The organism is Ruegeria sp. AG1, from assembly GCF_056541705.1.
Genome location: NZ_JBQFYU010000021.1, coordinates 1 through 24,000 on the forward strand (window position 1 = coordinate 1; position 24,000 = coordinate 24,000).

The window sequence follows — 24,000 nt, forward strand, 5'->3', positions numbered from 1 at the left end:
CGAAGCCGAAGCCGAAGCCGAAGCCGAAGCCGAAGCCGAAGCCGAAGCCGAAGCCGAAGCCGAAGCCGAAGCCGAAGCCGAAGCCGAAGCCGAAGCCGAAGCCGAAGCCGAGCCGTCGGAACCTGTGCAGGCCGATGAGAAACCCGCTGAACCGACCCAGGAACAACGCGGCGGATTTGTTCCGGCCCTGATAGGTGGTGTGATTGCCGCGGGCCTAGGCTTTGCGGCTGCCCAAACGGGGCTAATCTCGTCTGGTGGGTCGGATAACTCGGACGTGATTGCGGCGCTTGAATCGAAGCTCTCAGAACAATCCGATCAGATTGAAGCGCTGACGAAGAAGCTCTCGGATGTGCCGGACGTGTCGGGCCTGACGGATCAGGTTCAGGCGCTGTCGCAAAAGCTGGATCCGGTTGATGCGGATCTGACTGCCGTGAAATCCAGCGTCGAATCTCTGACGGGTCAGATCGCGCCCTTGGCAGACCGGCTGACCGAGCTTGAGAAGGCGCCCATTGCTGCAAACACCTCGACCGAAGCGACCGCTGCTTTTGAAGCTGAACTGAAAAAGCTGCAGGACTCACTGGCGGCGCAACGCGGTGAGGTTGAGAAGATGGTCGCCGATGCACAGGCGCTTGAGGCGAAAGCAACGGCCGAAGCGCAAGCCGCGACCAACCTAGCTATCCTGTCCCGTCTGCATGGACAGTTGGATGCCGGTCAGCCCTACTCGGACCTTTTGGGCGAACTACAAGCGGGTGGTGTGACGGTGCCTGATGCGCTCTCAACGCCTGCAGATAAAGGGGTTGAGACGCTTTCGTCCTTGCGGGCCTCATTCCCTGCGGCGGCGCGTACCGCTTTGGCGGATGCGCGGGATGCGGACAAAGGCACGGGCGTGATCGCCTTTTTGCAGCGCCAGACCGGCGCGCGATCGGTGACGCCTCAGGATGGGGATGGTCCGGATGCTGTGCTGTCGCGTGCTCAGGCGGCCTTGGCCGATGGTGACGTCGCTACTGCCCTGACTGAATTGAAATCCCTGCCAGAGGCGGCACAAACCGCAATGGCCGATTGGGAACAAGCAGCCCAGACCCGGGTCGCGGCGGTTGAAGCTGCCGATACGCTTGCTTCCGACCTGAACTCGAACTGAAGGACCTGCCATGCTGTGGTCATTGTTTAAGATCCTTGTTTTTGTTGCGATTATCGGCCTTCTGGCTTTGGGTGGTCACTTCCTGATGCAAACCAGCGGCGGGGTTCAGATCACCGTCGCCGGGGTAGAATACACGCTGGGGCCGCTGCAATCGGTGATCGCGCTCAGTTTGCTGGTCTTTGGCGTCTGGTTGTTCTTCAAACTGCTGGGCCTGCTGATCGCGACGCTGAAATTTCTCAACGGCGATGAAACCGCCCTGTCGCGCCATTTCGACCGCAGTCGCGAACGGCGCGGGTATGAGGCGCTGTCTGACGGTCTCATGGCGTTGGCATCGGGCGAGGGTCGCATGGCGATGGCCAAGGCCTCGAAGGCCGAGAAGCTGCTGAACAAGCCAGAATTGACCAATTTGTTGGTGGCGCAAGCGGCCGAGATGACGGGCGACACCAAAAAGGCTTCGGAGACCTACAAAAAGCTGGTGACCAACAATGCCACGCGCTTTGTCGGTGTGCGCGGTATCATGAAACAGAAGCTGGCCGAGGGCGATGACGAAACCGCGCGCAAACTGGCCGAGAAAGCCTTGGCGCTGAAGCCGCGTCATGAGGAAACGCAAGATGTTTTGCTGAACCTGCAGACCAAAGCGCAGGATTGGGCCGGAGCGCGGTCGACTCTGACGTCGAAGCTGAAGGCCGGGTACCTGCCGCGCGATGTGTTCAAACGGCGCGACGCGGTTCTGGCCCTGTCCGAGGCCAAAGGCATTCTAGACGACGGAGCAAGCGTCGAGCAACAAGAACAAGCCATCGAGGCCAACCGCCTGTCGCCCGATCTGGTGCCCGCCGCCGCCATGGCTGCGCGGGCCTATATCGAAAAGGGCAAACCGCGCGCGGCCACCAAGATCCTCAAGAAAGCGTGGGAGGTTCAGCCCCACCCCGATCTCGCCCATGCTTTTGCTGAGATTGCGCCGGACGAGTCGGCTCAGGACCGTATCAAGCGGTTCACCGCGCTGACCCGTATCCACCCTGAGAACATGGAAACCCGCCTGATTCTGGCCGAATTGAACATCGTCGCCGAGGACTTCCCCGAAGCGCGTCGCGCGCTGGGCGACGTGGTTGAAAAACAGGCCGATGCTCGTGGATACACGTTGATGGCGGCCATCGAGCGCGGCGAAGGTGCCTCGGACGCTGTTGTTCAGGGTTGGCTGGCCAAGGCCTTGACGGCGCCGCGTGGGCCGCAATGGGTCTGCGAGAACTGTCACGACATTCAGCCCGAATGGGGCCCGGTCTGCCAGAATTGCGGCAGCTTCGATACGCTCAGCTGGCAAACGTCTCAGACGCCCGAGATCGCCACGGCTACAGGTGTGCATATGTTGCCTTTGATTGTGGGCGCACTGGAAGACAAAGCCTCTGCCGAAGAAGAACCCGAGACCGAAGAGGATGTCCCTTCTGAGGTGATCGAGCTGAACGCCGATACGGTCGATGAGACCGCAGAGAAGCAGGCCTGACCCAAACGGCCTGATCTTTTCCGGCCCGCAGCAGCTTTGCAAAAGATGAAAGTGTAAGTCTGTGGTGCCCCTCAAAAGGGCGCAGTTCTGGGGTATTTAACGCCAGTGTGACGGGTTTCACTGACTCTCCGGTAGCATTTGCCGCATTCTCTCGATGAATCGACCAAGCGTCTTAGATTGAGGAAAAACCAAATGAAAATTGATGAAAAAGGCCTGGATAAATTTGAAAAAGAGGCGGACAAGCTCGCGGCGGCGGTTGTCCAGCAGTCCAAAATCATCGATCAGGCGGAAAAGGCGTCCCCGGTCGCCAAGAAGACACTGGCACCGTTGAAGAAGGCGATTGCAGTGGCGATGAAGCAGGGCAAAGCTGCACAGAAGGCCATTTCGACTGCGAAGAAGAAAAAATGTATGGACGAAAAGGCCAACAAAGACCTTCTGGTTCAGGTGTCGAAAGCTGCCAAGACTGCATCGGCGGCCAAGAAATTGATCGGTCACGAGGCAACGCATGTGGTGCAACAGGCCGTCCCGAAAGCGAAGCCGAAGCAAATGGAAAAGACCTTCGACGAAAAGCTGAAGTTCTGGCAAAACCTAGAAAAGAAAGCCAAGTAAATCTGAGACATAGGCCGGGGCCTGCGCAGAGCACTGCTTTGCGAGGCCCTGACGTCAACGCTCAAGGCATGAAATGCTGTGCGTGTGGTTGGATCTGAGACTGAATTCCCAAACACACGGGCTATTTCCACGCCGCAAATGCGAGTAATCAATACAATTTAGGGGGATTTGGTGCCCAGGAGAGGACTCGAACCTCCACGTCCATACGGACACTAGCACCTGAAGCTAGCGCGTCTACCAATTCCGCCACCTGGGCAGGTGTCGTGAGGGGGCGTTTAAGCCCAGCGGCGGGGAGGGTCAACCAGATTCGGACAGATTTTTGAAAGTTTTTTGAACCATGCCGCTTGGCCCCTTTTCGCAGCGGGTCTCGATGCAGGATGCGCGGCGATTTGATGCCTTGTTTCTAAGGGGTTCGGGCGCTACTTCTACGTCAGAGCCACGCAGCAGGAGCCATCGAATGTCGAAACTGGTCACGATCTACGGAGGGTCAGGGTTTGTCGGGCGCTACATCGCGCGCCGTATGGCAGCAAAGGGATGGCGTGTCCGAGTCGCCGTGCGACGCCCGAACGAGGCCATGTTCGTGAAACCCTATGGCGTTGTGGGTCAGGTTGAGCCGATTTTTTGCAACATCCGGGATGACGCCTCGGTGCAGTTGGCCATGCAAGGTGCGGATGCGGTTGTGAATTGCGTGGGTGTTCTGAACGAACTGGGCAAGAACGGGTTTGATGCAGTGCAGGCCGAAGGGGCCGAACGCATCGCGCGTCTTGCATCCGAGAATGGCGTGGAGCGGATGGTTCATATCTCGGCCATTGGTGCAGATGCCGAGTCGGCCAGCGCTTATTCCCGCACCAAAGCCGCGGGTGAGGCCGGAGTTCTGGCCCATATGCGCGGCGCGGTGATCCTGCGCCCCTCGATCATTTTTGGGACCGAGGATCAGTTCTTCAACCGGTTCGCCTCGATGACGCGCTTCGGGCCGTTTCTGCCTCTGGTCGGGGCTGAGACACGGTTTCAGCCGGTCTATGTGGATGATGTGGCACAAGCGGCCGAGCAGAGTGTCTTGGGGCAAGCGGCCTCGGGCATTTATGAGCTGGGCGGTCCTGAGGTGAAGACCTTCCGGGCTTTGATGCAGCAAATGCTGGACGTCATTCATCGGCGCCGGGTGATTCTGGGCGTGCCGTTTTTTGCCGCCAAGATCATGGCCGGCGTGTTGGATATTCTGAAATTCGTCAGCTTCCAGCTGTTCTCGAATCCGATCCTGACGCGGGATCAGCTCAAGAACCTTCGACAGGACAATGTGGTTGGTGACAGCGCCAAGGGCTTTGCGGATCTGGGTATTGTTCCCACGACGCTGGACGCAGTTCTGCCGGAATACCTGTGGAAGTTCCGCCCCTCAGGTCAGTATGACGACATTCAGAACTCTGCCAAGAACCTGCGGACCTGATCAGCTATAGGCGATCACCAGCAGGATCGCGCCCAGAATGACGCGATAGATGACATAGGGCGTGAAGCTGACACTGCGCAGCAGGCGCATCATCAGGCTGAGTGCTAACAAGGCCGATGCAAAGGCAAAGAGGGCGGCGATCGCTCCGTCTTTGGCGAGTTGCGCGTCGGCTTGGTGGATCACGTCAAGGGACAGCAACACGCCCGAGGCGATGATGGTCGGGATCGACATCAGCATGGCGAGGCGCGCGCCCTCTTCCCGCGTATAACCCAGATGCCGTGCCCCGGTGATGGTGATGCCCGACCGGGATGTTCCTGGAATTAAGGCGATAGCCTGCCAAAGCCCCATGATGGCTGCGTCACGCAAGTTCCAATCGGCGGCGATCTTGGTCTGGGGGCCTTTCTGGTCCATCCAATAGAGCAGCAGGCCGAACAGCAGCATGGTCCAGCCGATGACGGCGATGGATCGCAGCGCCTCGGTCAGGCCGGTCAGGTAAAGGACCAGCCCGGCGAGGACAGTCGGAATCGTTGCCACGATCAACCCCAGCGCCAAGCGTGCCTGCGCCGTGTCGGTGCGCCCAGTCAGTGCCGCAGGCAGCCCGCGGATCGCCTGTTTGACGTCGGACCAGAAATACAAAACAACCGCGCCAAGCGTGCCCACATGAACGGCTACGTCGATGGTTTGGCCCTGATCCTGCATCCCGGTCAGGTTGGGCAGCAAGATCAGATGGCCGGACGAGGAGACAGGCAGAAATTCAGTAAGCCCCTGAATGATTGCCACGAGAATCAAGTGAAAGAGACTCATTTACCCTGCCGCACTGCCGTCAAATTGCTTTGAGTTCATGGGTATTCTGGTGGTGTCGAAAAGGAAAGTCGCGATATGGGTCCGTATCGGACCTAAAAATAACCCAAGAATCGCAGAATTTTGGTCGACCAGCGGAAATTTTCCTGTATTAGGTCAGTATGTATGACTTTTCATACCTGAGGCTATCTCATAAACAAAGGCTTCCAAGCCAATTCATGGAGTCAGACCCGTGGCAAAGCAACCGATGTTGAAATTTGTGCAGATTGATCGCGTCATGCCCGAAAAGCGTGCCGCCGATGACCGCAAAGAAGACTTTGACGAAATCTACGCGGAATTCGCATCGGCCAAGGCGGAAGAGCAAGCCAGCCGCTGCAGCCAATGTGGTGTGCCCTATTGCCAGTCGCATTGCCCGCTGCACAACAACATCCCCGACTGGCTGCGTCTGACCGCGACAGGCCGTCTGGAAGAAGCTTACGCGACCAGTCAGGCCACCAACACATTCCCTGAAATCTGTGGTCGTATCTGCCCTCAGGATCGCTTGTGCGAGGGCAACTGCGTGATCGAACAGTCGGGTCACGGTACGGTCACCATCGGGACGATTGAGAAATACATCACCGACACCGCATGGGACAAAGGCTGGGTGAAGCCCGTTGTTCCGACTGCTGAACGCGGCGAAAGTGTTGGCATCATCGGCGGAGGCCCGGGTGGTCTGGCCGCAGCCGACATGCTGCGCCGTGCCGGTATCCAAGTCACAGTCTATGACCGCTATGACCGTGCGGGCGGCCTGTTGATGTACGGTATCCCCGGCTTCAAGCTCGAGAAAGACATCGTCCAGCGCCGCAATGACCTGTTGGCCGATGGCGGGGTAGAGTTCGTTCTGAACTGCGACGTGGACGCCGCCAAATTTGACGAAATTCGCGCCAAGCATGACGCCGTGATTATCGCAACCGGCGTTTACAAGTCGCGCGATCTGTCCATGCCGGGTAGCGGATTGACGGGTATCGAGAAAGCGATCGACTTCTTAACCGCCTCGAACCGCAAAAGCTTTGGGGACGCGGTCGAAGATTTCGACAATGGCCGCCTAAATGCCGAAGGTAAAAAGGTTGTCGTTATCGGCGGTGGCGACACGGCGATGGATTGTGTGCGCACCTCGATCCGTCAGGGCGCGACCTCGGTCAAATGTCTGTACCGCCGTGACCGTGCCAACATGCCTGGCTCGCAGCGTGAAACGCAGAATGCCGAGGAAGAAGGCGTGGTGTTCGAATGGCTCAGCGCGCCAAAGGGTTTTGTCGGCGATGACAAGGTCTCTGGTGTTATGGTCCAGAAGATGCGTCTGGGACAACCGGATGCGTCTGGTCGTCAAGCCCCTGAGGTGATCGAAGGTGCCGACTATGTCGAGGACACCGATCTGGTGATCAAGGCGCTGGGTTTTGAGCCCGAAGACTTGCCCACACTGTTTGGTCAGCCCGATCTACCGGTCACGCGCTGGGGCACCGTCAAGGCGGCCTTCCAGACCGGTGAGACCGAGATGGACGGCGTCTACGCCATCGGTGACATCGTGCGCGGCGCTTCCCTGGTCGTTTGGGCGATCCGGGATGGCCGGGATTGCGCTGATGCCATCATCGAGCGGTTCAATGCCAAGGCGGTGGTCGCAGCTGAATAACTGCCATCGTCGAAGTTCAACATTTTCCCAAAGGGATACGCGTTCGATCCAGAACGCCAGCCAAAGACCAAAACCAGGGATCCGGCAATCCGTGCCCCCTTGGAAGCAGGAGACAGCGAATGACCAAATTTGATGCCGATTGGGTGCGCGCCGAGGAAACCAAGCGCAAGTGGATGGCGGAAAACGGTCTTTATTCCGAAGAGGAAGAGCATTCCTCATGCGGTGTGGGCCTTGTAGTGTCCGTCGACGGTAAGCCATCGCGCAAGGTCGTGGATGCGGGGATCGATGCCCTCAAGGCGATCTGGCATCGCGGCGCGGTGGATGCCGACGGTAAAACCGGTGACGGCGCGGGTATCCATGTGCAAATCCCGGTTCCGTTCTTCTACGACCAGATCCGTCGTACCGGCCATGAACCCAATCTGGATGAATTGATCGCCGTTGGTCAGGTCTTCCTGCCCCGCACCGATTTCGGCGCGCAGGAACAATGCCGGACCATCGTGGAAACTGAAGTTCTGCGGATGGGCTACTACATCTACGGCTGGCGTCACGTGCCGGTTGATGTCACCTGTCTGGGCGATAAAGCCAACGCGACCCGTCCTGAGATTGAGCAGATCCTGATCTCGAACAGCAAAGGCGTGGACGAAGAGACGTTCGAGCGCGAGCTGTATGTCATCCGTCGTCGCATCGAAAAAGCGGCTGCGGCTGCTGGGATTTCCGGCCTTTATCTGGCGTCGCTCTCCTGCCGCTCGATCATCTACAAGGGCATGATGCTGGCCGAGCAGGTTGCGGTTTTCTACCCCGACCTGATGGACGAACGCTTTGAATCGGCCTTTGCGATCTATCACCAGCGCTATTCGACCAACACCTTCCCGCAATGGTGGCTGGCCCAGCCGTTCCGGATGTTGGCACATAACGGTGAGATCAACACGCTGAAGGGCAACATCAACTGGATGAAGAGCCATGAGATCCGCATGGCGTCCTCGACCTTTGGTGACTATGCCGAAGATATCAAGCCAATCATCGCAGGTGGATCGTCGGATTCGGCCGCATTAGACTCGGTTTTTGAGGTTCTGGTGCGCGCAGGCCGGTCGGCGCCTATGGCGAAAACCATGCTGATTCCGGAAAGCTGGTCCAAACAGGCAGTTGAGCTTCCGCAGGCGTGGCGCGACATGTATTCCTACTGCAACTCAGTGATGGAACCATGGGATGGCCCTGCCGCTCTGGCCATGACCGACGGTCGCTGGGTCTGTGCCGGTCTCGACCGGAATGGTCTGCGCCCGATGCGCTATGTCGTAACAGGCGATGGTCTGGTTATCGCAGGCTCCGAGGCCGGAATGGTGCCGATTGACGAGGCTTCCGTGACCGAAAAAGGCGCTCTGGGTCCGGGTCAGATGCTGGCAGTGGACATGAAGCGCGGCAAGCTCTACCGCGACAAACAGATCAAGGACAAATTGGCCCGCGCCCTGCCGTTTGGTGAGTGGGTCAACAAGATCAACGATCTGGATGACGCGTTGGCCGGCGTGACCGAGACAGCCAAGTTTCGCGGAGAAGAGCTGCGCAAGCGTCAGATCGCGGCTGGCTACTCGATCGAAGAGCTGGAGCAGATCCTCGCGCCGATGGCCGAGGATGGTAAGGAGTCACTGGCTTCGATGGGGGATGACACGCCCTCGGCTGTGTTGTCCAAGCAGTACCGCCCGCTGAGCCATTTCTTCCGCCAGAACTTCAGCCAGGTGACAAATCCACCCATCGACAGCTTGCGGGAATACCGCGTGATGTCGCTGAAAACGCGGTTCGGTAACCTGAAAAACGTGCTGGACGAGGACAGCAGCCAAACCGAAATCGTAGTGCTGGGCAGCCCCTTTGTTGGCAACGCACAGTGGGACAAACTGGTTGAGACCTTTGGCTCTCCTCTGGCAGAAATCGACTGTAGCTTTGAGCCTGGTCGTGGCGCTCTGAGCGCCGCTTTGGCCCGTGTTAGAGCCGAAGCAGAGGAGGCTGTGCGCTCGGGCGCGGGGCATCTGGTGCTGTCCGACATGAACTCGGGCGAGGGCCGTGTGGCCATGCCGATGATCCTGGCGACCAGCGCGGTGCACTCACATCTGACACGGCAAGGGCTTCGGACCTTCTGCTCGCTGAACGTACGCTCGGCCGAATGTGTTGATCCGCACTACTTTGCGGTTCTGATCGGCTGCGGTGCGACCGTGGTAAACGCCTATCTGGCCGAGGACTCGCTGGCGGATCGGATTGACCGTGGTCTGTTGGACGGCACGCTGACGGAAAACGTCGCGCGCTATCGCGAGGCCATCGACCAAGGTCTGCTGAAGATCATGGCCAAGATGGGCATCTCGGTGATCTCATCCTATCGCGGCGGTCTGAACTTTGAGGCTGTTGGCCTCAGCCGCGCTATGGTTGCCGAGTACTTCCCCGGTATGACCAGCCGGATTTCCGGTATCGGTGTCACCGGTATTCAGGCCAAGGTCGAAGAAATCCATGCTAAGGCATGGGACAACGGCTTGGACGTTCTGCCCATCGGTGGGTTCTACAAAGCCCGGCAATCGGGTGAGACCCATGCGTGGGAAGCGACCTCGATGCACATGATGCAGATGGCGTGCAACAAGGCGTCCTACGAACTGTGGAAGCAGTATTCGGCCAAGATGCAGTCGAACCCTCCAATCCATCTGCGTGATCTGATGGATTTCAAACCGCTGGGCAAACCAGTGCCGATCGAAGAGGTCGAATCGATCACCTCGATCCGGAAACGCTTTGTTACTCCGGGCATGTCGTTAGGTGCGCTGTCGCCCGAGGCGCACAAGACGCTGAACGTAGCGATGAACCGGATTGGTGCAAAGTCTGACTCGGGTGAAGGTGGGGAAGACCCGGCGCATTTCGTGCCCGAGCCGAATGGTGACAACCCGTCGGCCAAGATCAAACAGGTGGCCTCGGGCCGGTTCGGCGTGACTGCCGAGTACCTTAACCAATGTGAAGAGCTTGAGATCAAGGTCGCCCAGGGTGCCAAACCGGGTGAGGGTGGTCAGCTGCCGGGTATGAAGGTCACCGACCTGATCGCGCGTCTGCGTCACTCGACCAAAGGCGTGACGCTGATCTCGCCGCCGCCGCACCACGACATCTACTCGATCGAGGATCTGGCGCAGCTGATCTATGACCTGAAACAGATCAACCCGCGCTGCAAGGTGACGGTGAAGCTGGTGGCGTCTTCGGGCGTGGGTACAATTGCTGCCGGTGTGGCTAAGGCGAAAGCGGATATCATCCTGATTTCGGGCCACAATGGCGGCACGGGCGCATCGCCTGCGACCTCGATCAAATATGCCGGTCTTCCGTGGGAGATGGGCCTGACCGAGGCGCATCAGGTTCTGGCGATGAACAACCTGCGCGACCGGGTGACCCTGCGGACCGATGGTGGCCTGCGGACCGGACGTGACATCGTCATGGCTGCGATGATGGGGGCCGAGGAATATGGCATTGGCACCGCAGCACTTATCGCGATGGGCTGTATCATGGTGCGTCAGTGCCAGTCGAACACCTGCCCGGTAGGAGTGTGTACGCAGGACGAAAGCCTGCGCGCCAAGTTCACCGGCAACGCGGATAAGGTCGTCAACCTGATCACCTTCTACGCGCAGGAAGTGCGCGAGTTGCTGGCCAGCCTCGGCGCGCGTTCGATTGATGAGATCATCGGTCGGGCCGATCTGCTGGATCAGGTCAGCCGTGGCTCGGCGCATCTGGACGATCTGGACCTGAACCCGCTACTGATCACTGTCGATGGCGCGCATGACATCGTCTACAACCGTGACAAGGACCGCAACGCGGTGCCTGATACGCTGGACGCCGAGATCGTGCGCGATGCGGCGCGGTTCCTGAAAGACGGTGAAAAGATGCAGCTGTCTTACGCGATCCAGAACACGCACCGGACCGTGGGTACGCGTGTCTCCAGCCATATCGTTCAGAACTTCGGTATGCGGAACACGTTCCAGGACGACCACCTGCATGTAAAATTGCAGGGCTCGGCAGGTCAGTCGCTTGGGGCCTTTGCGGCACCGGGTCTGAAGCTGGAAGTGTCGGGTGACGCCAACGACTACGTTGGCAAAGGTCTGTCGGGTGGCATGATCGTTGTCCGCCCACCACAGGTCAGCCCGCTGAAGGCAGATGACAACACGATCATCGGCAACACCGTTCTTTACGGCGCAACCGACGGGCAACTGTTTGCCGCTGGTCGCGCGGGTGAGCGGTTCGCGGTGCGAAACTCGGGCGCCAAAGTGGTGATCGAGGGCTGTGGCTCGAACGGGTGTGAATACATGACCGGTGGAGTCGCGGTGATCCTGGGTGATATTGGGGCCAACTTTGGTGCAGGTATGACCGGCGGCATGGCCTATCTGTATGATCCGGAGGGCAAGGCGCAGGCGTTGATGAACATGGAAACGCTGGTGACCTGCCCCGTGACCGTCGACCATTGGGAAGATCAGTTGAAATCCCTGATCGAGCGCCACGCGGCGGAAACCTTCAGCCGGAAGGCCTCGGACATCCTTCAGCATTGGGATGTTGAAAAGGCGAACTTCTTGCAGGTCTGCCCGAAAGAGATGCTGAACAAGCTCAGCCATCCTCTGACAAACGAAGTGGCTGCTGTTCCGGCCGAATAAGTCGGGTGTAGAGATAAATAAGAAGAACCCGCGTTTCTGAGTTGGAGCGCGGGTCTTTTTTATTTCGCGGCGGACACAGTCGCACGGCCCAATCCGCCGATCAGGAATTCCGCCGTTCCCAAGACAGTCGCGGCGGCGTATAGCAAAACCATGGCAAAGAAAGCAGCTCGCAAGAAAAGCGGCAGAAAAAGTAAGGCAGGCAAGGGACAAAAGACACGGTCGCTCTTGTCCCGTATCCGGCGATGGATGATCTATTCCGCGCTGGGCGTTGCGGCGTTTCTGGTGGCTTTGGTGGTTCTGTACTCGGTCGTGAACCCTCCGATCACGCATACGATCTGGTCTGAATGGCGTCGCCTAGGAAAGGTCGAGCGCGAGTGGGTCACGATGGATGAGATCGCTCCAATCATGGCGCGTTCGGTCGTGGCGGCTGAAGATGCGAATTTCTGTCTGCACTGGGGTTTTGACGTCGAAGCCATTCGCGACGCTTTGGAGGGGGGCGGGACCCGAGGGGCCTCGACCATTACGCAGCAGGTGGTGAAGAATGTCTTTCTGTGGCAGGGGCGCAGCTGGGTGCGCAAGGCGATGGAAACCACGATCACGCCTGTGGTTGAGATTTTCTGGAGCAAACAGCGCATTCTTGAGGTCTATCTAAACGTCGCGGAAACCGGGACGGGCCTGTTTGGGGTTGAGGCTGCGGCGCAGCGGAACTTTGGCGTCAGCGCGGCGCAACTGACCCCGACGCAGGCGGCGCGGCTTGCAGCGATTCTGCCCTCACCCCGCAAACGCTCGGTGACGGACCCGTCGGTTTTCACCCGCAGGCGGGCGGCGGCCATCCTGCAAGGGGCGGCTACCATCCGCGCAGATGGTCGCGCGGATTGTTTCGAGGATTGAATCCCACGCCCTGCCAAGGCTAAAGCTGAAGGGTACTCATTGGTTTGATTGGAAGTCCATGGCGCGTTTGTTTCACGTTCCCCTCTCTCCCTACTGTCGCAAGGTTCGGCTGTCTCTGGCCGAGAAGAAGATCGAAGTTGAGTTGGTCGAAGAGCGGTATTGGGAGCAAGATCCGGATTTCCTGCGTCGAAACCCGGCTGGAAAAGTGCCGGTGTTGCGGTTGGACGGGCAGATCATGTCCGAGAGCGCGGCGATTTGTGAGTATATCGAGGACACGCGCCCAGAACCGCCCTTGATGCCCAAGACCGCCGAGGCGCGGTACGAGGTGCGACGCTTGGTGGGCTGGTTCGATGACAAGTTTCATCACGAGGTGACCTCGAAACTTCTGTATGAGAGGGTCAACAAGAAGATGACCGGGCAGGGTTATCCGGACAGCAAGAATGTCAAGGAAGGCGCGCGGGCGATCAAGTACCACTTGGATTACATGGCATGGTTGCTGGATCATCGTCGCTGGCTGGCCGGAGATCAGATGACGCTGGCCGATTTCGCGGCCGCGGCGCATTTGTCGGCGCTGGACTATATCTCGGACGTGGATTGGAATCGCAGCGCGGCGGTGAAAGATTGGTACGCCAAAATCAAATCGCGGCCGGCATTCCGGTCGATTCTGGCGGATCAGGTGCCGGGGTTTCGGCCTCCGCCCCATTACGCCGATCTGGATTTCTGATAGGGTGGCGAAGGGGGGCTGTCTGCCCCCCATCACGCCAGAGGCGCGATTCCCCCCGAGGATATTTTTAGCCAGATGAAGAGCGGATCGGGTTTAAAGGACAAACTGGTGGCGCAGGCTTTGGCCGAGGGGTTTGTCTCGTGCCGGGTGTGTCGCCCGTGGGACGTGCCGCAAGTGCCTGCACAGTTGGAGGCCTTTTTGGAGGCCGGGTATCACGGGCAGATGGGTTGGATGGCGGAACGCACACATTGGCGTGGGGATCCGGCGGCCCTTTGGCCCGAGGCGCGTTCGGTGATCATGCTGGCTGAAAGCTACACGCCCGAGCATGATCCGACCCAGGTTTTGACCCATCCCGAACGAGGGGCGATTTCTATCTATGCGCAGAACAAGGACTACCATGATCTGGTCAAGAAGCGGCTGAAACGGTTGGCCCGTTGGCTGATTGCTGAAGCGGGTGGCGAGGTGAAGGTATTCGTCGACACGGCTCCGGTTCCTGAGAAGGCCTTGGGTCATGCAGCCGGGTTGGGATGGCAAGGTAAACACACCAATCTGGTCAGTCGAGAATGGGGCAATTGGTGCTTTATAGGCTCTGTTTTTACGACTTTGGACCTTCCTGCGGATATGGCGGAAGTTGACCATTGCGGGTCGTGCCGTGCCTGTTTGGACAGTTGTCCGACAGATGCCTTTCCCGCCCCGTATCAGCTGGATGCGCGTCGGTGTATCTCCTACCTGACGATCGAGCACAAAGGCCCGTTTGAGGAAGAACTGCGTGGCAAGATGGGTAATCGGATTTACGGCTGCGATGATTGCCTAGCAGCGTGCCCTTGGAACAAGTTTGCGGTGGCTGCCAGCGACACAAGATATGCAGCGCGAGAGGATCTGAAGTCTCCGGCCCTGGCTGATCTGGCGGTTTTGGATGATGCCGCGTTTCGGGCGAAATTCTCGGGCTCTCCGATCAAGCGGATCGGGCGCGACCGGTTTGTGCGCAATGTTCTCTATGCCATTGGCAACTCGGGCCGGGCCGAACTGCGGGCTGTGGCGCAGGGCTTGGCGGATGATCCCGATCCGACCGTGGCTGATGCAGCGCGCTGGGCGGTGGAACAGCTCGGTTAAATGCCGCAAACAGGCTGGACGTGTCGGTCCAAACCGCTACACCCATCTGCAGCGAACAGATGGAGGACCCGATGGCGCTGGCTTTGGGGGTAGATACAGGCGGAACCTATACCGATGCGGTGTTGATCCGGGATGAGCGTGAGGTGATCGCCTCGGCCAAGTCCCTGACAACGCGGGCGGACCTGGCGATTGGGGTCGGCAAGGCGATCTCGGCCGTTTTGGACGAGGCGCAGGTGACGCCGGATCAGATCTCGATGGCGTCTCTGTCGACGACACTGGCCACAAATGCTCTGGTCGAGGGGCAGGGTGGTCGCGTGGCCTTGATCTACATCGGGTTCAAGGAAAGCGATCTTGAGAAGCATGGTCTGAGGGATGCTTTGAAAGGCGATCCGGCGCTTGTCGTGGCAGGTGGACACAGCCATGCGGGCGGTGAGGTCGCAAAGCTGGATGTTGAAGCTTTAGGGGCCTTTTTAGACTCTCACAAAGGGGTTTCTGGCTTTGCCGTGGCGGCGCAGTTCGCGACACGTAACCCTGCGCACGAGTTGGAAGCGGCGCGGATCATAGCCGAAAAGACCGGAGCGCCGGTTACCTGCTCGCACCAATTGTCCGCCAAGTTGAACGGGCCAAAACGCGCCGTTACGGCCGTTTTGAACGCTCGACTGATCGGAATGATTGATCGTCTGATCGGGCGGGCTCAGGATCAGTTGCTGGCTTTGGATATTACCGCTCCGATGATGGTCGTGCGCGGGGATGGCGCGTTGATGAGCGCGGAACAGGCGCGGGAGCGACCGATTGAAACGATTCTGAGCGGTCCTGCGGCCTCGATCGTAGGGGCGCGGTGGCTGACGGGGGCCGAGAACGCTCTGGTCTCGGATATTGGCGGTACGACGACGGACGTGGCGCTGATCCGCGATGGGAAACCCGCGATTGATCCGGCGGGCGCGCAGGTTGGTGGGTTTCGCACGATGGTTGAAGCCGTCGCGATGCGAACTCACGGTTTGGGCGGCGATAGCCAGGTTCATGTCATGACCGAAGGCTTGAAGGGCGGCGTTTTCCTTGGGCCGCGACGGGTGCTGCCGGTTTCACTGATCGCGTCCGAGGCGCCCGAAGTGGTACATGCGATACTCGACGAGCAGCTGCGCTCGACCACGGTGGGCGAGCATGACACACGGTTTGCTCGCCGCGTTCCGGGGGTGCGTGTCGATGGGATCGGTGCGCGGGAAGAGGCGTTACTGGACAGGTTAGGCGATCAGGTCCTGCCTCTCAGCGGACTATTGCGGACGCGGATGGAGAACGGAGCGCTGACCCGCTTAGTGGATCGCGGAATCCTACAGGTTTCGGGGATCACGCCGTCTGACGCCAGCCATGTTCTGGGTCGGGTCGAGGCATGGGACGCAGATGCCGCACGAAAAGCGCTGGAACTGGTGGCGCGCAAACGGGTTGGGTCGGGTGACATGCTGGCAGCGACACCGGAACACCTGGCGCAGATGATCATCGACCAACTGACCGAGCAGACTAGTTTGACCTTGTTAGAGACTGCTTTTGCCGAAGAAGCAGAGGATTTCGGTCTGCCGCCAAAGGAGCTTGCCCGGCATGTCCTGACCCAGCGCGGGTTGGTACAGCACCGAGGGTTGCTGGCGCTGGACGCGGCGTTGAACGTAGATGTGGTGGGTCTGGGTGCCTCGGCCCCCAGCTATTATCCGGCGGTTGGGGAGCGGTTGCGTTGCAAAATGGTTTTGCCGGAACATGCTGGTGTGGCCAATGCCATCGGGGCGGTAGTCGGGCGGCTGACTTTGCGGCGCTCGGGGACCATCACCTCGCCCGCCGAAGGGCAGTATCGCGTTCATCTGGAAGGCGGCCCGAAGGACTTCAACGCCTCGGATGAGGCTTTGGCGCTGCTGGAAAAGATCCTGCGAGATGAGGCGGAAGGGGCCGTGCGCGAGGCGGGTGCTGAAGATATCCGAGTGGTTGTCGACCGCGATATCCGAACCGCCCGCGTGGAAGAGCGTGAGGTGTTTGTTGAGGCGATGTTGACCGTCGAGGCCAGCGGGAGACCCCGGGTCGCCACGGGTTAACCCCCTTCGAAACCCGAAGGGGACCAAGCGTTATTCAGCCGCGTCGCGTTTGGGCAGAACCCAATCGGGGCGCGGGAAGTGGCAGGTATAGCCGTTGGGGATGCGTTCCAGATAGTCCTGATGCTCGGGTTCGGCGTCCCAGAAGTCGCCCACGGGTTCAAGTTCGGTGACGACCTTGCCGGGCCACAATCCACTGGCGTTCACATCCGCGATTGTGTCCAGAGCCACCTGTTTTTGCGCGTCATCCACATAGTAGATCGCTGAACGGTAGCTCATGCCAAGATCATTGCCCTGACGATTTGGTGTCGTCGGGTCGTGAATCTGAAAGAAGAACTCCAGCAGATCACGATAGGTGATCTGAGTGGGGTCAAAGAAAATCTCGATCCCTTCGGCATGGGTGCCGTGGTTGCGATAGGTGGCGTTTGGCACGTCGCCGCCGGTGTATCCGACACGCGTGCGGGACACGCCGGGCAGTTTGCGGATCAAATCCTGCATGCCCCAAAAGCAGCCACCGGCCAGAACAGCGCGTTCGATACTCATTGGATGTCCTCCACATGGATCAGGTATTCGCCGTAACCTTCGTCCTCCATCTCGTCGCGATGGATGAACCGCAGTGCGGCAGAGTTGATGCAATAGCGCAGCCCACCATGTTCGCGCGGGCCGTCCGGGAAGACGTGACCCAGGTGACTGTCGCCGTGTTTCGAGCGGACCTCGGTGCGGATCATACCATGGGTTGTGTCACGAAACTCTTCCACATGTTCGTGGATGATTGGCTTTGTGAAACTGGGCCAGCCACAGCCGGATTCGTATTTGTGGGTCGAGGCGAAAAGCGGCTCGCCCGATACGATATCCACGTAGATGCCGGGCTCTTTATTGCCCAGATATGCGCCGGTTCCGGGGCGTTCGGTGCCGCTGCGCTGGGTGACGTGAAACGCCTCGGGGGACAGAGCGGCAACAACCGCGGGGTCCTTGGTGTAGCGGGACATGGCTCCTCCGATCAATTGGAATGGTTGAGTAGTATTTGGGCATAAAATTTCGGAAATCAAAATCATATTTCAAACGCCTCGCGCGCATGTGCGGTTGATCCGGAAGCGGGTTTTTACCGTATCCTCAATACCAAGGAGGTTTTGCCATGTTTCGTGTGTTGCTGCTAAGCGTTCTTTTGTTGATCGGTCGTGCTGTTCAAGCGGCGCCTTTGACAGCCGAGTTTGCTTCGATCGACGGGGGTGTCTTGTCCCTAGAGGCATGGCGCGGCCAGCCGGTTCTGGTGGTCAATACCGCATCGCAATGCGGCTTCACCGGTCAATACGCGGATTTGCAGAAGATGCATGAAACCTATGGCAAACGCGGTTTGGTGGTGCTTGCGGTCCCATCGGATTCCTTCAATCAGGAATTGGAAACGGCAAGCGAAGTCAAAGCCTTCTGTGAGATGAACTACGGCCTGACACTGCCGATGGCTGATATCACGCCAGTCAAGGGGCCAAAGGCGCATGCGTTCTACAAGGCCGTTGCGGACCAAACCGGTTTTGTGCCGCAGTGGAACTTCAACAAAATCCTGTTGGATTCTGAAGGTGAGGTCGTGGCGACCTTCGGGTCTGGCGTCAAGCCGACATCGCCGAAACTAACCCGTCAGGTCGAGGCGCTGCTACCCTGACCAGGCTGACGCGACAGTTGCACCGCCAGAATGCCAAGCGTGGTGATCACAACACCCAGCGCATCCAGAGGCCCCAATTTCTCACCCAGCAGGACGGCGGCAATAGCGACGCCGAACACGGGGTTGAGGAAGTGGAACGTGGCTGCGCGAGTCGCCCCGATCCGGTTGAGTAGCATGAACCAGATCAACGTCGCCAGAAGGCCGGGGAACAGCGTTGTGTAGCTAAACGCCAGAACCAGCGGCACTGTCAGGTGAATGCGGATCGTTTCAAAAATCGGGGCTGCGACAAACAGAACCGCAGCACCCACGAACATCTGCAATCCGACCACCATCATGAAATTGCCGCCCGACGTGGCCCCGCGCACGGAGAGAGTCGCGAAGGTCAGGGCGAGGGCTGCGATTCCACAAAGGGCCACTCCGAACAGATCGACACCTGCGCCGATGCGATTGCCCATGATGAGGGCAACGCCAACAAATCCAGCCAGTAGCCCAATAATCCCCAAGGGGCGCAAACGCTCCCCCAGGAATGCCCAGCCCGCCAGTGCAACAAGCAGCGGCATGGTGGATGCGATGATCGCCGCGACCGAGGCCTCGACGGTTTGCATCGCATAGAAATTCAGACCCAAATAAAGGGCATTTTGGCAAACTCCGAACAGTATGGTCGCGCGCCACTGCTCACGTGTGAGGTGCCAGGATTGGCCCATGGCCCGCGCGATCGCGACGCCGATGATGCCGGAAATCAAAAAGCGCAACGCCAGCGAAAACAGAGGCGATGCATCCGCAACGATGATCCGCGCCGACGTAAAAGCCGACGACCAGATCAGGGCAAAGGTCAGCCCCATTGCGATGGCGCGCAGATCCATTTCCATCTCCTTGGGTGGGCGGTGTGCTTTTCTTAAACGGGTCGTCCGACAAGAAAAAGGGGCCACCTTCCGGCAGCCCCACATTCTGTCAACATGACGTAGCGGCTTAGCCGTTCACGCTGTCTTTCAGAGCTTTTGCAATGGTCATCTTCACAACCTTGTCGGCTTCTTTGGTGAAGGTCTCACCAGTGGCCGGGTTGCGAACCTGACGCTCGGGGCGTTCGCGGCAGTAGATTTTGCCGACGCCGGGAAGGGTTACTGCGCCACCGGCCGAAACTTCGCGGGTGATCAGGCCGGTCACAGCCTCCAGCGCCGCGTTCGCGGATTTCTTGTCGGTTCCCATTTCCTCAGCGAGAGCAGCCACCAGCTGAGTCTTTGTCATAGGCTTTGCCATTTCTTGGTCTCCTTAACGTGCCCGATCTATAGGGCCTCACCGCGTAACTGTAACGGGATATTGTGGACGAACACAACGAATAGTAGCGCGGAAAACCCTAAAAATATGGGGAAAACGTTGCTTTTTTACGTCAGAGGAAGGCCGTTTCGTCAAATGAACGCAATTTCCGGCTGTGTAAGCGTTCCAACGGCATGCCGCGCAGATGCTCCATCGCCTTTATTCCGATCGCCAGATGGCGGCTGACCTGAGTTGTATAAAAGGACGACGCCATGCCGGGAAGCTTCAATTCACCATGCAGCGGTTTGTCGGAGACGCAGAGCAAAGTTCCGTAGGGAACCCTGAATCTGTAGCCATTTGCAGCAATCGTGGCACTTTCCATATCCAGCGCAATCGCACGGGATTGGCTAAGCCGCTGCACCGGGCCGGATTGATCGCGCAGCTCCCAATTGCGGTTATCAACCGATGCGACAGTGCCCGTCCGCATGATCCGCTTCAGCTCATACCCTTCAAGTTCGGTGACCTCGGCCACGGCGCGTTCCAGCGCCACCTGAATCTCGGCCAGCGGTGGGATCGGGACCCAGACCGGCAGGTCATCGTCCAGAACCTTGTCTTCGCGCAGGTAGGCATGGGCCAGTACGAAATCGCCCAAGGCTTGCGTATTGCGCAGACCGGCGCAGTGCCCAACCATCAACCAGGCATGCGGGCGCAGGACCGCGATATGGTCGGTGGCGGTTTTGGCGTTCGACGGTCCTACGCCGATATTGACCAGAGTGATGCCGGATCCATCCGCCCGCTTCAGGTGATAGGTCGGCATCTGGGGCAGCTTCATCGGCTGCTCCAGCGCTGCATCTGCCTCGGTGATCTCGATATTCCCGGTCGAGACAAAGCTGGTGTAGCCGCTATCTGGGTCGGCGAGTTGTTCACGCGCGTAGTTTTCGAACTCGGATACGTAGAACTGGTAATTGGTGAACAGAACGTGGTTCTGGAAATGCCCCGCATCCGTCGCGGTATAGTGCGCTAGCCGCGCCAGAGAGTAGTCGACGCGCTGGGCGGTGAACAAAGCGAGCGGCCCGACCTCGGTATGATCATGCACGCCATTGACGATGTCGTCATTGGTTGTTGTGAGATCGGGCACGTCGAACACATCGCGCAAGGTGAAACCAGCAGCACCTTGATGCGGCACCACTAGATCTGGGTTGTTGGCGACTGCAAAATGAACCGGAATCGGCGTATCTGATGCTCCGATGGTCACCGGCTGGTCGTGGTTCTTGATTAGCAACGCGATCTGCTGCGTCAGGTAAGAGCGGAAGAGGTCAGGTCGCGTTACGGTGGTTGCATGGATGCCAGGTTCCGAGACATGCCCGAAACTCAGGCGGCTATCGACCTGCGCGTAGCTTGAGGTCTTGATGCGAATTTCCGGGTAATAGGCTCTAATACGGGCCGAAGGCGCTCCGTCCTGCATGGCCGCCGAAAAGCCCTCGCACAGGAACTCGGTGGCCTGATTGTAGAGAAGTTCAAGCCGCGCGACGGCAGCCTCGGGATCGGTGAAGTCTTCCGCAGCAGGTGTGTCAGGTGTTTTTATTATTGTCATGCCAGGGGTTCCAGAAGGTCTATCTTTTCAAACGTACGAACATCCACCAGCCCAAGGTCCGAGATCCGCAATTCGGGGATCACGACGAGGGCCAGCAGAGAGTGTTGCATGTAAGCGTTGTTCAGGTGACAGCCGCAGGCCTCCATCGCCTCGACCATTTTTTCGGCTTTGGCCGCGACCTCGGCGGCAGGGCTGTCGGACATCAGGCCAGCGATGGGCAGTTCCACCAGCGCAAGTTCCTGACCGTCTCGAAACAGAGTTATACCACCGCCGACCTCGGCCAGACGATTGGCAGCCAGCGCCATCTGTGTGCGGTCGGTGCCGACGACGATCATATGGTGGCTGTCATGGGCTACGGTTGAGGCCATCGCTATGTTGCCCTGATAGCCAAAGCCTGAGACGAACGCGTTCGTAACCCCTCCGGTCGCGCGATGGCGTTCCACCAGAGCGATTTGACAGACCTCGCCCTCCCCCTCGACCAGCCCACCGATGATCGGCAATTCGGCCTTGAGCGCCTTGGTCGGGGCCTGGTTTTCGACTACACCGATGACATTGGCCTGAACCCGGTTCGCGCCTGCGGGGGCCTGGATTTCAAAGTCGCTTTCTGTCAGCTCATGTCCCAGATGCACCGTATTGCGCGCGTTGTCCGGCCAGTTCAGATGCGGGCATTCGACGGTGATAGCGCCGTTCTCAGCAACTACCTGACCGCGTGCAATGACCGTCTCGATTGGCAAATCGGCCAAATCCGAGCTGATGATGATATCCGCGCGCCGACCTGGCGTGACCGAGCCGATCTCTCGCTCCAGCCCGAAATGCGTGGCGGTGTTGATCGTGGCCATCTGCAACGCGACCAGAGGTTCGCACCCACAGGCGATGGCATGGCGCACCACCCGGTTCATATGGCCCTCATTGATCAAAGTGCCCGAGTGGCAATCGTCGGTACATAGAATGAAGTTCCGCGGGTCGAGACCTTTCTCAGTGACAGCCGTAATCTGGGTCTCCACATCGTACCAGGCAGACCCCAGCCGCATCATCGACCGCATCCCTTGCCGTACCCGTGCAATGGCGTCAGCCTCACAGGTGCCTTCATGGTCATCCGCCGGGCCACCAGCAACATAAGCGGAAAAATCAGACCCTAAATCAGGCGAAGCATAGTGTCCGCCGACCGTTTTCCCGGCCCGTTGAGTGGCTGCAATCTCGGCCAGCATCTTGGGATCGCCGTTGATCACACCGGGGAAATTCATCATCTCACCCAGCCCGATGATACCCGGCCAGCTCATCGCCTGCGCCACATCCTCGGGCGAGATTTCATAGCCGGTGGTCTCCAATCCCGGGGCCGATGGCGCGCAGGAGGGCATCTGAGTGAAGATATTCACCGGCTGCATCATCGCCTCGTCATGCATCATGCGCACGCCGTCGAGGCCCAGCACATTTGCGATCTCATGCGGGTCAGTGAACATCGAGGTCGTGCCATGCGGGATCACGGCCCGCGCGAATTCAGCCGGTGTCAGCATGCCCGACTCTATGTGCATATGCGCGTCGCACAGGCCGGGCAGAATATAGCGCCCGTTGGCGTCGATGATCTGTGTGTCGGGGCCGATGCAGTGGCTAGCATCTAGACCGACAAAGGCAATCCGCCCCTCAGCGATGGCGACGGAGTGATCGGGCAGCAGCTCTCGGCTGTGAACATTGACCCAGATTCCGCCGCGGATCACCATATCCGCGGGTTCGCGACCTGCAGCAACGGCGATTAAACGGGGGGCGACATCGGGCCAACTTGGGAAGGGTGTGTATTCCATGGCTCAACTTTCCCGAATGTGTTGTCAGGTGCAACCCCGGTAATCCCGTATCATGAAATCATCACAAATCCCGCCCGCAGCGCGCCAGCGCTGCCCGGCCCAACCAGAGAAGCTGCCCCGAAAGGGGCCGCGACGATGGGCGGGAGAGGCCCACTTAACCGATCTCGCGACGTATCCAATTGGCAAAGGCCACCGCTCCCGGCGTTTCCTCGGCTTGAGGGGAAAGCAGCAGGTAGTACGCCTCGGGCATCTCGGCGCGATGTTCAAAAGGGGCGACCAGCAAACCCTGCTCGATTAACCTGTCTGCGATCGTGTCATGCGCAAGGCACAAGCCGCCCCCGGCCATCGCCGCTGACAAACAAACCAGATAGGTCGTGGCATATGTTATGTACGGTTTGCCCCATGTTAGAGCCTGATCATCCGCCCAACTGGCCCAATTCGAAAGCAGGTTGGAGCAATCATAAAGAGGCTTTTCCTGCAGCGTTTCCAGGTCGACACTGAAACCAGGCGCACAGACGGGATAGTAGTGTTCACGTCGCAGCAACTCTGTCCGGACCGTATCGGCGGGCCTGAGGGAAAAGCGAATCTCGACCGCAGCGCCTTCGGCCATTTCCTGCGGCTCCCAGAGTTCAGTGAAGATGTTCAGTTGCACATCCGGGTGCTCAGCCCGAAAAGCCGGCAGGCGCGGGGCCAGCCAGTTCACGGCAAAGGTGATGTTGCACTGAACCTGAACCGCGTTTTGCTGAGCGCCCGTTACGGCCTGTGTGCCACGCACCAGCGTTCGAAATGCCTCTCGCACGACGGGCAGATAGGTGATTCCGGCCTCGGTCAGTTCCAGCGCCTTGGGGCGTCGCAGGAACAAGGGCTGACCCAGATGCCCCTCGAGCGACTTGATCTGCTGGCTCACCGCGCTTTGCGTCATGTTCAGATCGCGGGCAGCGCCGGTGAAAGACAGATGGCGTGCCGCGGCCTCGAATGTGCGCAGCCAGCCCAATGGAGGCAGGGAATTCTGCATCTGCATAACCTCACCATAAGTTCTACTAATGAGATAGATGCGTTTTTTTCGTTGGTCAAACTCAAGGACCCAAGGC

Annotated in this window: 19 protein-coding genes and 1 tRNA gene; 11 read left to right on the forward strand and 9 right to left on the reverse strand. The window is 59.0% G+C overall.

The features are described from left to right. From ACR0B5_RS22240 to ACR0B5_RS22250, 3 genes are all read left to right on the forward strand, one after another. On the forward strand, positions 1–1,138 hold a 1,138-nt coding region (locus tag ACR0B5_RS22240), incomplete at its 5' end, for a COG4223 family protein (RefSeq protein WP_480543510.1). A gap of 10 nt (positions 1,139–1,148) precedes the next feature. Then, entirely contained in the window at positions 1,149–2,636 is a 1,488-nt protein-coding gene (locus ACR0B5_RS22245; RefSeq protein WP_480543512.1) for a heme biosynthesis HemY N-terminal domain-containing protein, read from the forward strand. 192 nt (positions 2,637–2,828) lie between these two features. Beyond that, positions 2,829–3,245, forward strand: a complete 417-nt coding sequence (locus ACR0B5_RS22250) for a hypothetical protein (protein ID WP_480543514.1) — start codon at positions 2,829–2,831, stop codon at positions 3,243–3,245. Positions 3,246–3,414: 169 nt separating this feature from the next. Here ACR0B5_RS22250 and ACR0B5_RS22255 read toward each other — a convergent pair. Continuing rightward, a tRNA-Leu gene (locus tag ACR0B5_RS22255) sits at positions 3,415–3,501 on the reverse strand. A gap of 201 nt (positions 3,502–3,702) precedes the next feature. Between ACR0B5_RS22255 and ACR0B5_RS22260 the strand changes: the two genes are divergently transcribed. Continuing rightward, positions 3,703–4,686 (forward strand): complex I NDUFA9 subunit family protein, encoded by a 984-nt coding sequence (locus ACR0B5_RS22260; protein ID WP_480543516.1) that lies wholly within the window; start codon positions 3,703–3,705, stop codon positions 4,684–4,686. Here ACR0B5_RS22260 and ACR0B5_RS22265 read toward each other — a convergent pair whose 3' ends face one another. Further along, a complete protein-coding gene (locus ACR0B5_RS22265; protein ID WP_480543518.1) occupies positions 4,687–5,490 on the reverse strand; it encodes an undecaprenyl-diphosphate phosphatase in 804 nt (267 codons plus the stop codon). A gap of 229 nt (positions 5,491–5,719) precedes the next feature. On the opposite strand from ACR0B5_RS22265, the gene ACR0B5_RS22270 reads away from it, so the two are divergent. The 6 genes from ACR0B5_RS22270 (at position 5,720) to ACR0B5_RS22295 (ending at position 16,608) form a co-directional block, all read left to right on the forward strand. After that, complete coding sequence (locus ACR0B5_RS22270; protein WP_480543520.1) at positions 5,720–7,153, forward strand: NAD(P)-dependent oxidoreductase; 1,434 nt, start codon at positions 5,720–5,722, stop codon at positions 7,151–7,153. A gap of 119 nt (positions 7,154–7,272) precedes the next feature. Beyond that, positions 7,273–11,805 (forward strand): glutamate synthase large subunit, encoded by a 4,533-nt coding sequence (gene gltB, locus ACR0B5_RS22275; RefSeq protein WP_480543522.1) that lies wholly within the window; start codon positions 7,273–7,275, stop codon positions 11,803–11,805. Positions 11,806–11,955: 150 nt separating this feature from the next. After that, positions 11,956–12,696, forward strand: coding sequence for a monofunctional biosynthetic peptidoglycan transglycosylase (mtgA, locus tag ACR0B5_RS22280; RefSeq protein WP_480543524.1), 741 nt, complete (start codon positions 11,956–11,958; stop codon positions 12,694–12,696). Positions 12,697–12,754: 58 nt separating this feature from the next. After that, entirely contained in the window at positions 12,755–13,420 is a 666-nt protein-coding gene (fzlA, locus tag ACR0B5_RS22285) for an FtsZ-binding protein FzlA (protein ID WP_170380156.1), read from the forward strand. Between the two features lie 75 nt (positions 13,421–13,495). Next, entirely contained in the window at positions 13,496–14,533 is a 1,038-nt protein-coding gene (gene queG / locus ACR0B5_RS22290) for a tRNA epoxyqueuosine(34) reductase QueG (protein ID WP_480543526.1), read from the forward strand. A gap of 71 nt (positions 14,534–14,604) precedes the next feature. After that, positions 14,605–16,608, forward strand: coding sequence for a hydantoinase/oxoprolinase family protein (locus ACR0B5_RS22295; RefSeq protein WP_480543544.1), 2,004 nt, complete (start codon positions 14,605–14,607; stop codon positions 16,606–16,608). Positions 16,609–16,638: 30 nt separating this feature from the next. Here ACR0B5_RS22295 and msrA read toward each other — a convergent pair whose 3' ends face one another. Beyond that, the gene (gene msrA, locus ACR0B5_RS22300; protein ID WP_170470594.1) at positions 16,639–17,148 is read right to left on the reverse strand and encodes a peptide-methionine (S)-S-oxide reductase MsrA; all 510 of its coding nucleotides are present in this window, start codon (positions 17,146–17,148) and stop codon (positions 16,639–16,641) included. After that, complete coding sequence (gene msrB, locus ACR0B5_RS22305; protein WP_170380153.1) at positions 17,145–17,594, reverse strand: peptide-methionine (R)-S-oxide reductase MsrB; 450 nt, start codon at positions 17,592–17,594, stop codon at positions 17,145–17,147. The genes msrA and msrB overlap by 4 nt, the downstream gene beginning before the upstream one ends. Positions 17,595–17,740: 146 nt before the next feature. Here msrB and ACR0B5_RS22310 point away from each other — a divergent pair, with 146 nt between their 5' ends. After that, positions 17,741–18,262 (forward strand): glutathione peroxidase, encoded by a 522-nt coding sequence (locus ACR0B5_RS22310; RefSeq protein ID WP_170667494.1) that lies wholly within the window; start codon positions 17,741–17,743, stop codon positions 18,260–18,262. On the opposite strand, the gene ACR0B5_RS22315 is transcribed toward ACR0B5_RS22310, so the two are convergent. From ACR0B5_RS22315 to ACR0B5_RS22335, 5 genes are all read right to left on the reverse strand, one after another. Continuing rightward, positions 18,238–19,125, reverse strand: coding sequence for a DMT family transporter (locus ACR0B5_RS22315; protein WP_170480176.1), 888 nt, complete (start codon positions 19,123–19,125; stop codon positions 18,238–18,240). The genes ACR0B5_RS22310 and ACR0B5_RS22315 overlap by 25 nt on opposite strands. 106 nt (positions 19,126–19,231) lie before the next feature. Then, positions 19,232–19,519 (reverse strand): HU family DNA-binding protein, encoded by a 288-nt coding sequence (locus tag ACR0B5_RS22320; RefSeq protein ID WP_050605937.1) that lies wholly within the window; start codon positions 19,517–19,519, stop codon positions 19,232–19,234. A gap of 130 nt (positions 19,520–19,649) precedes the next feature. Further along, the gene (locus ACR0B5_RS22325; protein ID WP_480543529.1) at positions 19,650–21,110 is read right to left on the reverse strand and encodes an AMP nucleosidase; all 1,461 of its coding nucleotides are present in this window, start codon (positions 21,108–21,110) and stop codon (positions 19,650–19,652) included. Next, positions 21,107–22,909, reverse strand: a complete 1,803-nt coding sequence (gene ade / locus ACR0B5_RS22330; protein WP_480543531.1) for an adenine deaminase — start codon at positions 22,907–22,909, stop codon at positions 21,107–21,109. Before ade ends, ACR0B5_RS22325 begins: the two co-directional genes overlap by 4 nt. A 154-nt stretch (positions 22,910–23,063) precedes the next feature. Further along, positions 23,064–23,924 carry a LysR family transcriptional regulator gene (locus ACR0B5_RS22335; RefSeq protein WP_480543533.1) on the reverse strand — a complete coding sequence of 287 codons (861 nt, stop codon included), beginning with the start codon at positions 23,922–23,924 and terminating at the stop codon, positions 23,064–23,066. Between the last annotated feature and the right edge of the window lie 76 nt (positions 23,925–24,000).

Excerpts from the sequence above, each read along its gene's own strand:
- ACR0B5_RS22245 (WP_480543512.1), top strand. The coding sequence starts at position 1,149 with ATGCTGTGGTCATTGTTTAAGATCCTTGTTTTTGTTGCGATTATCGGC.
- ACR0B5_RS22250 (WP_480543514.1), top strand. The coding sequence starts at position 2,829 with ATGAAAATTGATGAAAAAGGCCTGGATAAATTTGAAAAAGAGGCGGAC.
- ACR0B5_RS22260 (WP_480543516.1), top strand. The coding sequence starts at position 3,703 with ATGTCGAAACTGGTCACGATCTACGGAGGGTCAGGGTTTGTCGGGCGC.
- ACR0B5_RS22265 (WP_480543518.1), bottom strand. The coding sequence starts at position 5,490 with ATGAGTCTCTTTCACTTGATTCTCGTGGCAATCATTCAGGGGCTTACT.
- gltB (WP_480543522.1), top strand. The coding sequence starts at position 7,273 with ATGACCAAATTTGATGCCGATTGGGTGCGCGCCGAGGAAACCAAGCGC.
- mtgA (WP_480543524.1), top strand. The coding sequence starts at position 11,956 with ATGGCAAAGAAAGCAGCTCGCAAGAAAAGCGGCAGAAAAAGTAAGGCA.
- fzlA (WP_170380156.1), top strand. The coding sequence starts at position 12,755 with ATGGCGCGTTTGTTTCACGTTCCCCTCTCTCCCTACTGTCGCAAGGTT.
- queG (WP_480543526.1), top strand. The coding sequence starts at position 13,496 with ATGAAGAGCGGATCGGGTTTAAAGGACAAACTGGTGGCGCAGGCTTTG.
- ACR0B5_RS22295 (WP_480543544.1), top strand. The coding sequence starts at position 14,605 with ATGGCGCTGGCTTTGGGGGTAGATACAGGCGGAACCTATACCGATGCG.
- msrA (WP_170470594.1), bottom strand. The coding sequence starts at position 17,148 with ATGAGTATCGAACGCGCTGTTCTGGCCGGTGGCTGCTTTTGGGGCATG.
- msrB (WP_170380153.1), bottom strand. The coding sequence starts at position 17,594 with ATGTCCCGCTACACCAAGGACCCCGCGGTTGTTGCCGCTCTGTCCCCC.
- ACR0B5_RS22310 (WP_170667494.1), top strand. The coding sequence starts at position 17,741 with ATGTTTCGTGTGTTGCTGCTAAGCGTTCTTTTGTTGATCGGTCGTGCT.
- ACR0B5_RS22315 (WP_170480176.1), bottom strand. The coding sequence starts at position 19,125 with ATGGATCTGCGCGCCATCGCAATGGGGCTGACCTTTGCCCTGATCTGG.
- ACR0B5_RS22320 (WP_050605937.1), bottom strand. The coding sequence starts at position 19,519 with ATGGCAAAGCCTATGACAAAGACTCAGCTGGTGGCTGCTCTCGCTGAG.
- ACR0B5_RS22325 (WP_480543529.1), bottom strand. The coding sequence starts at position 21,110 with ATGACAATAATAAAAACACCTGACACACCTGCTGCGGAAGACTTCACC.
- ade (WP_480543531.1), bottom strand. The coding sequence starts at position 22,909 with ATGGAATACACACCCTTCCCAAGTTGGCCCGATGTCGCCCCCCGTTTA.
- ACR0B5_RS22335 (WP_480543533.1), bottom strand. The coding sequence starts at position 23,924 with ATGCAGAATTCCCTGCCTCCATTGGGCTGGCTGCGCACATTCGAGGCC.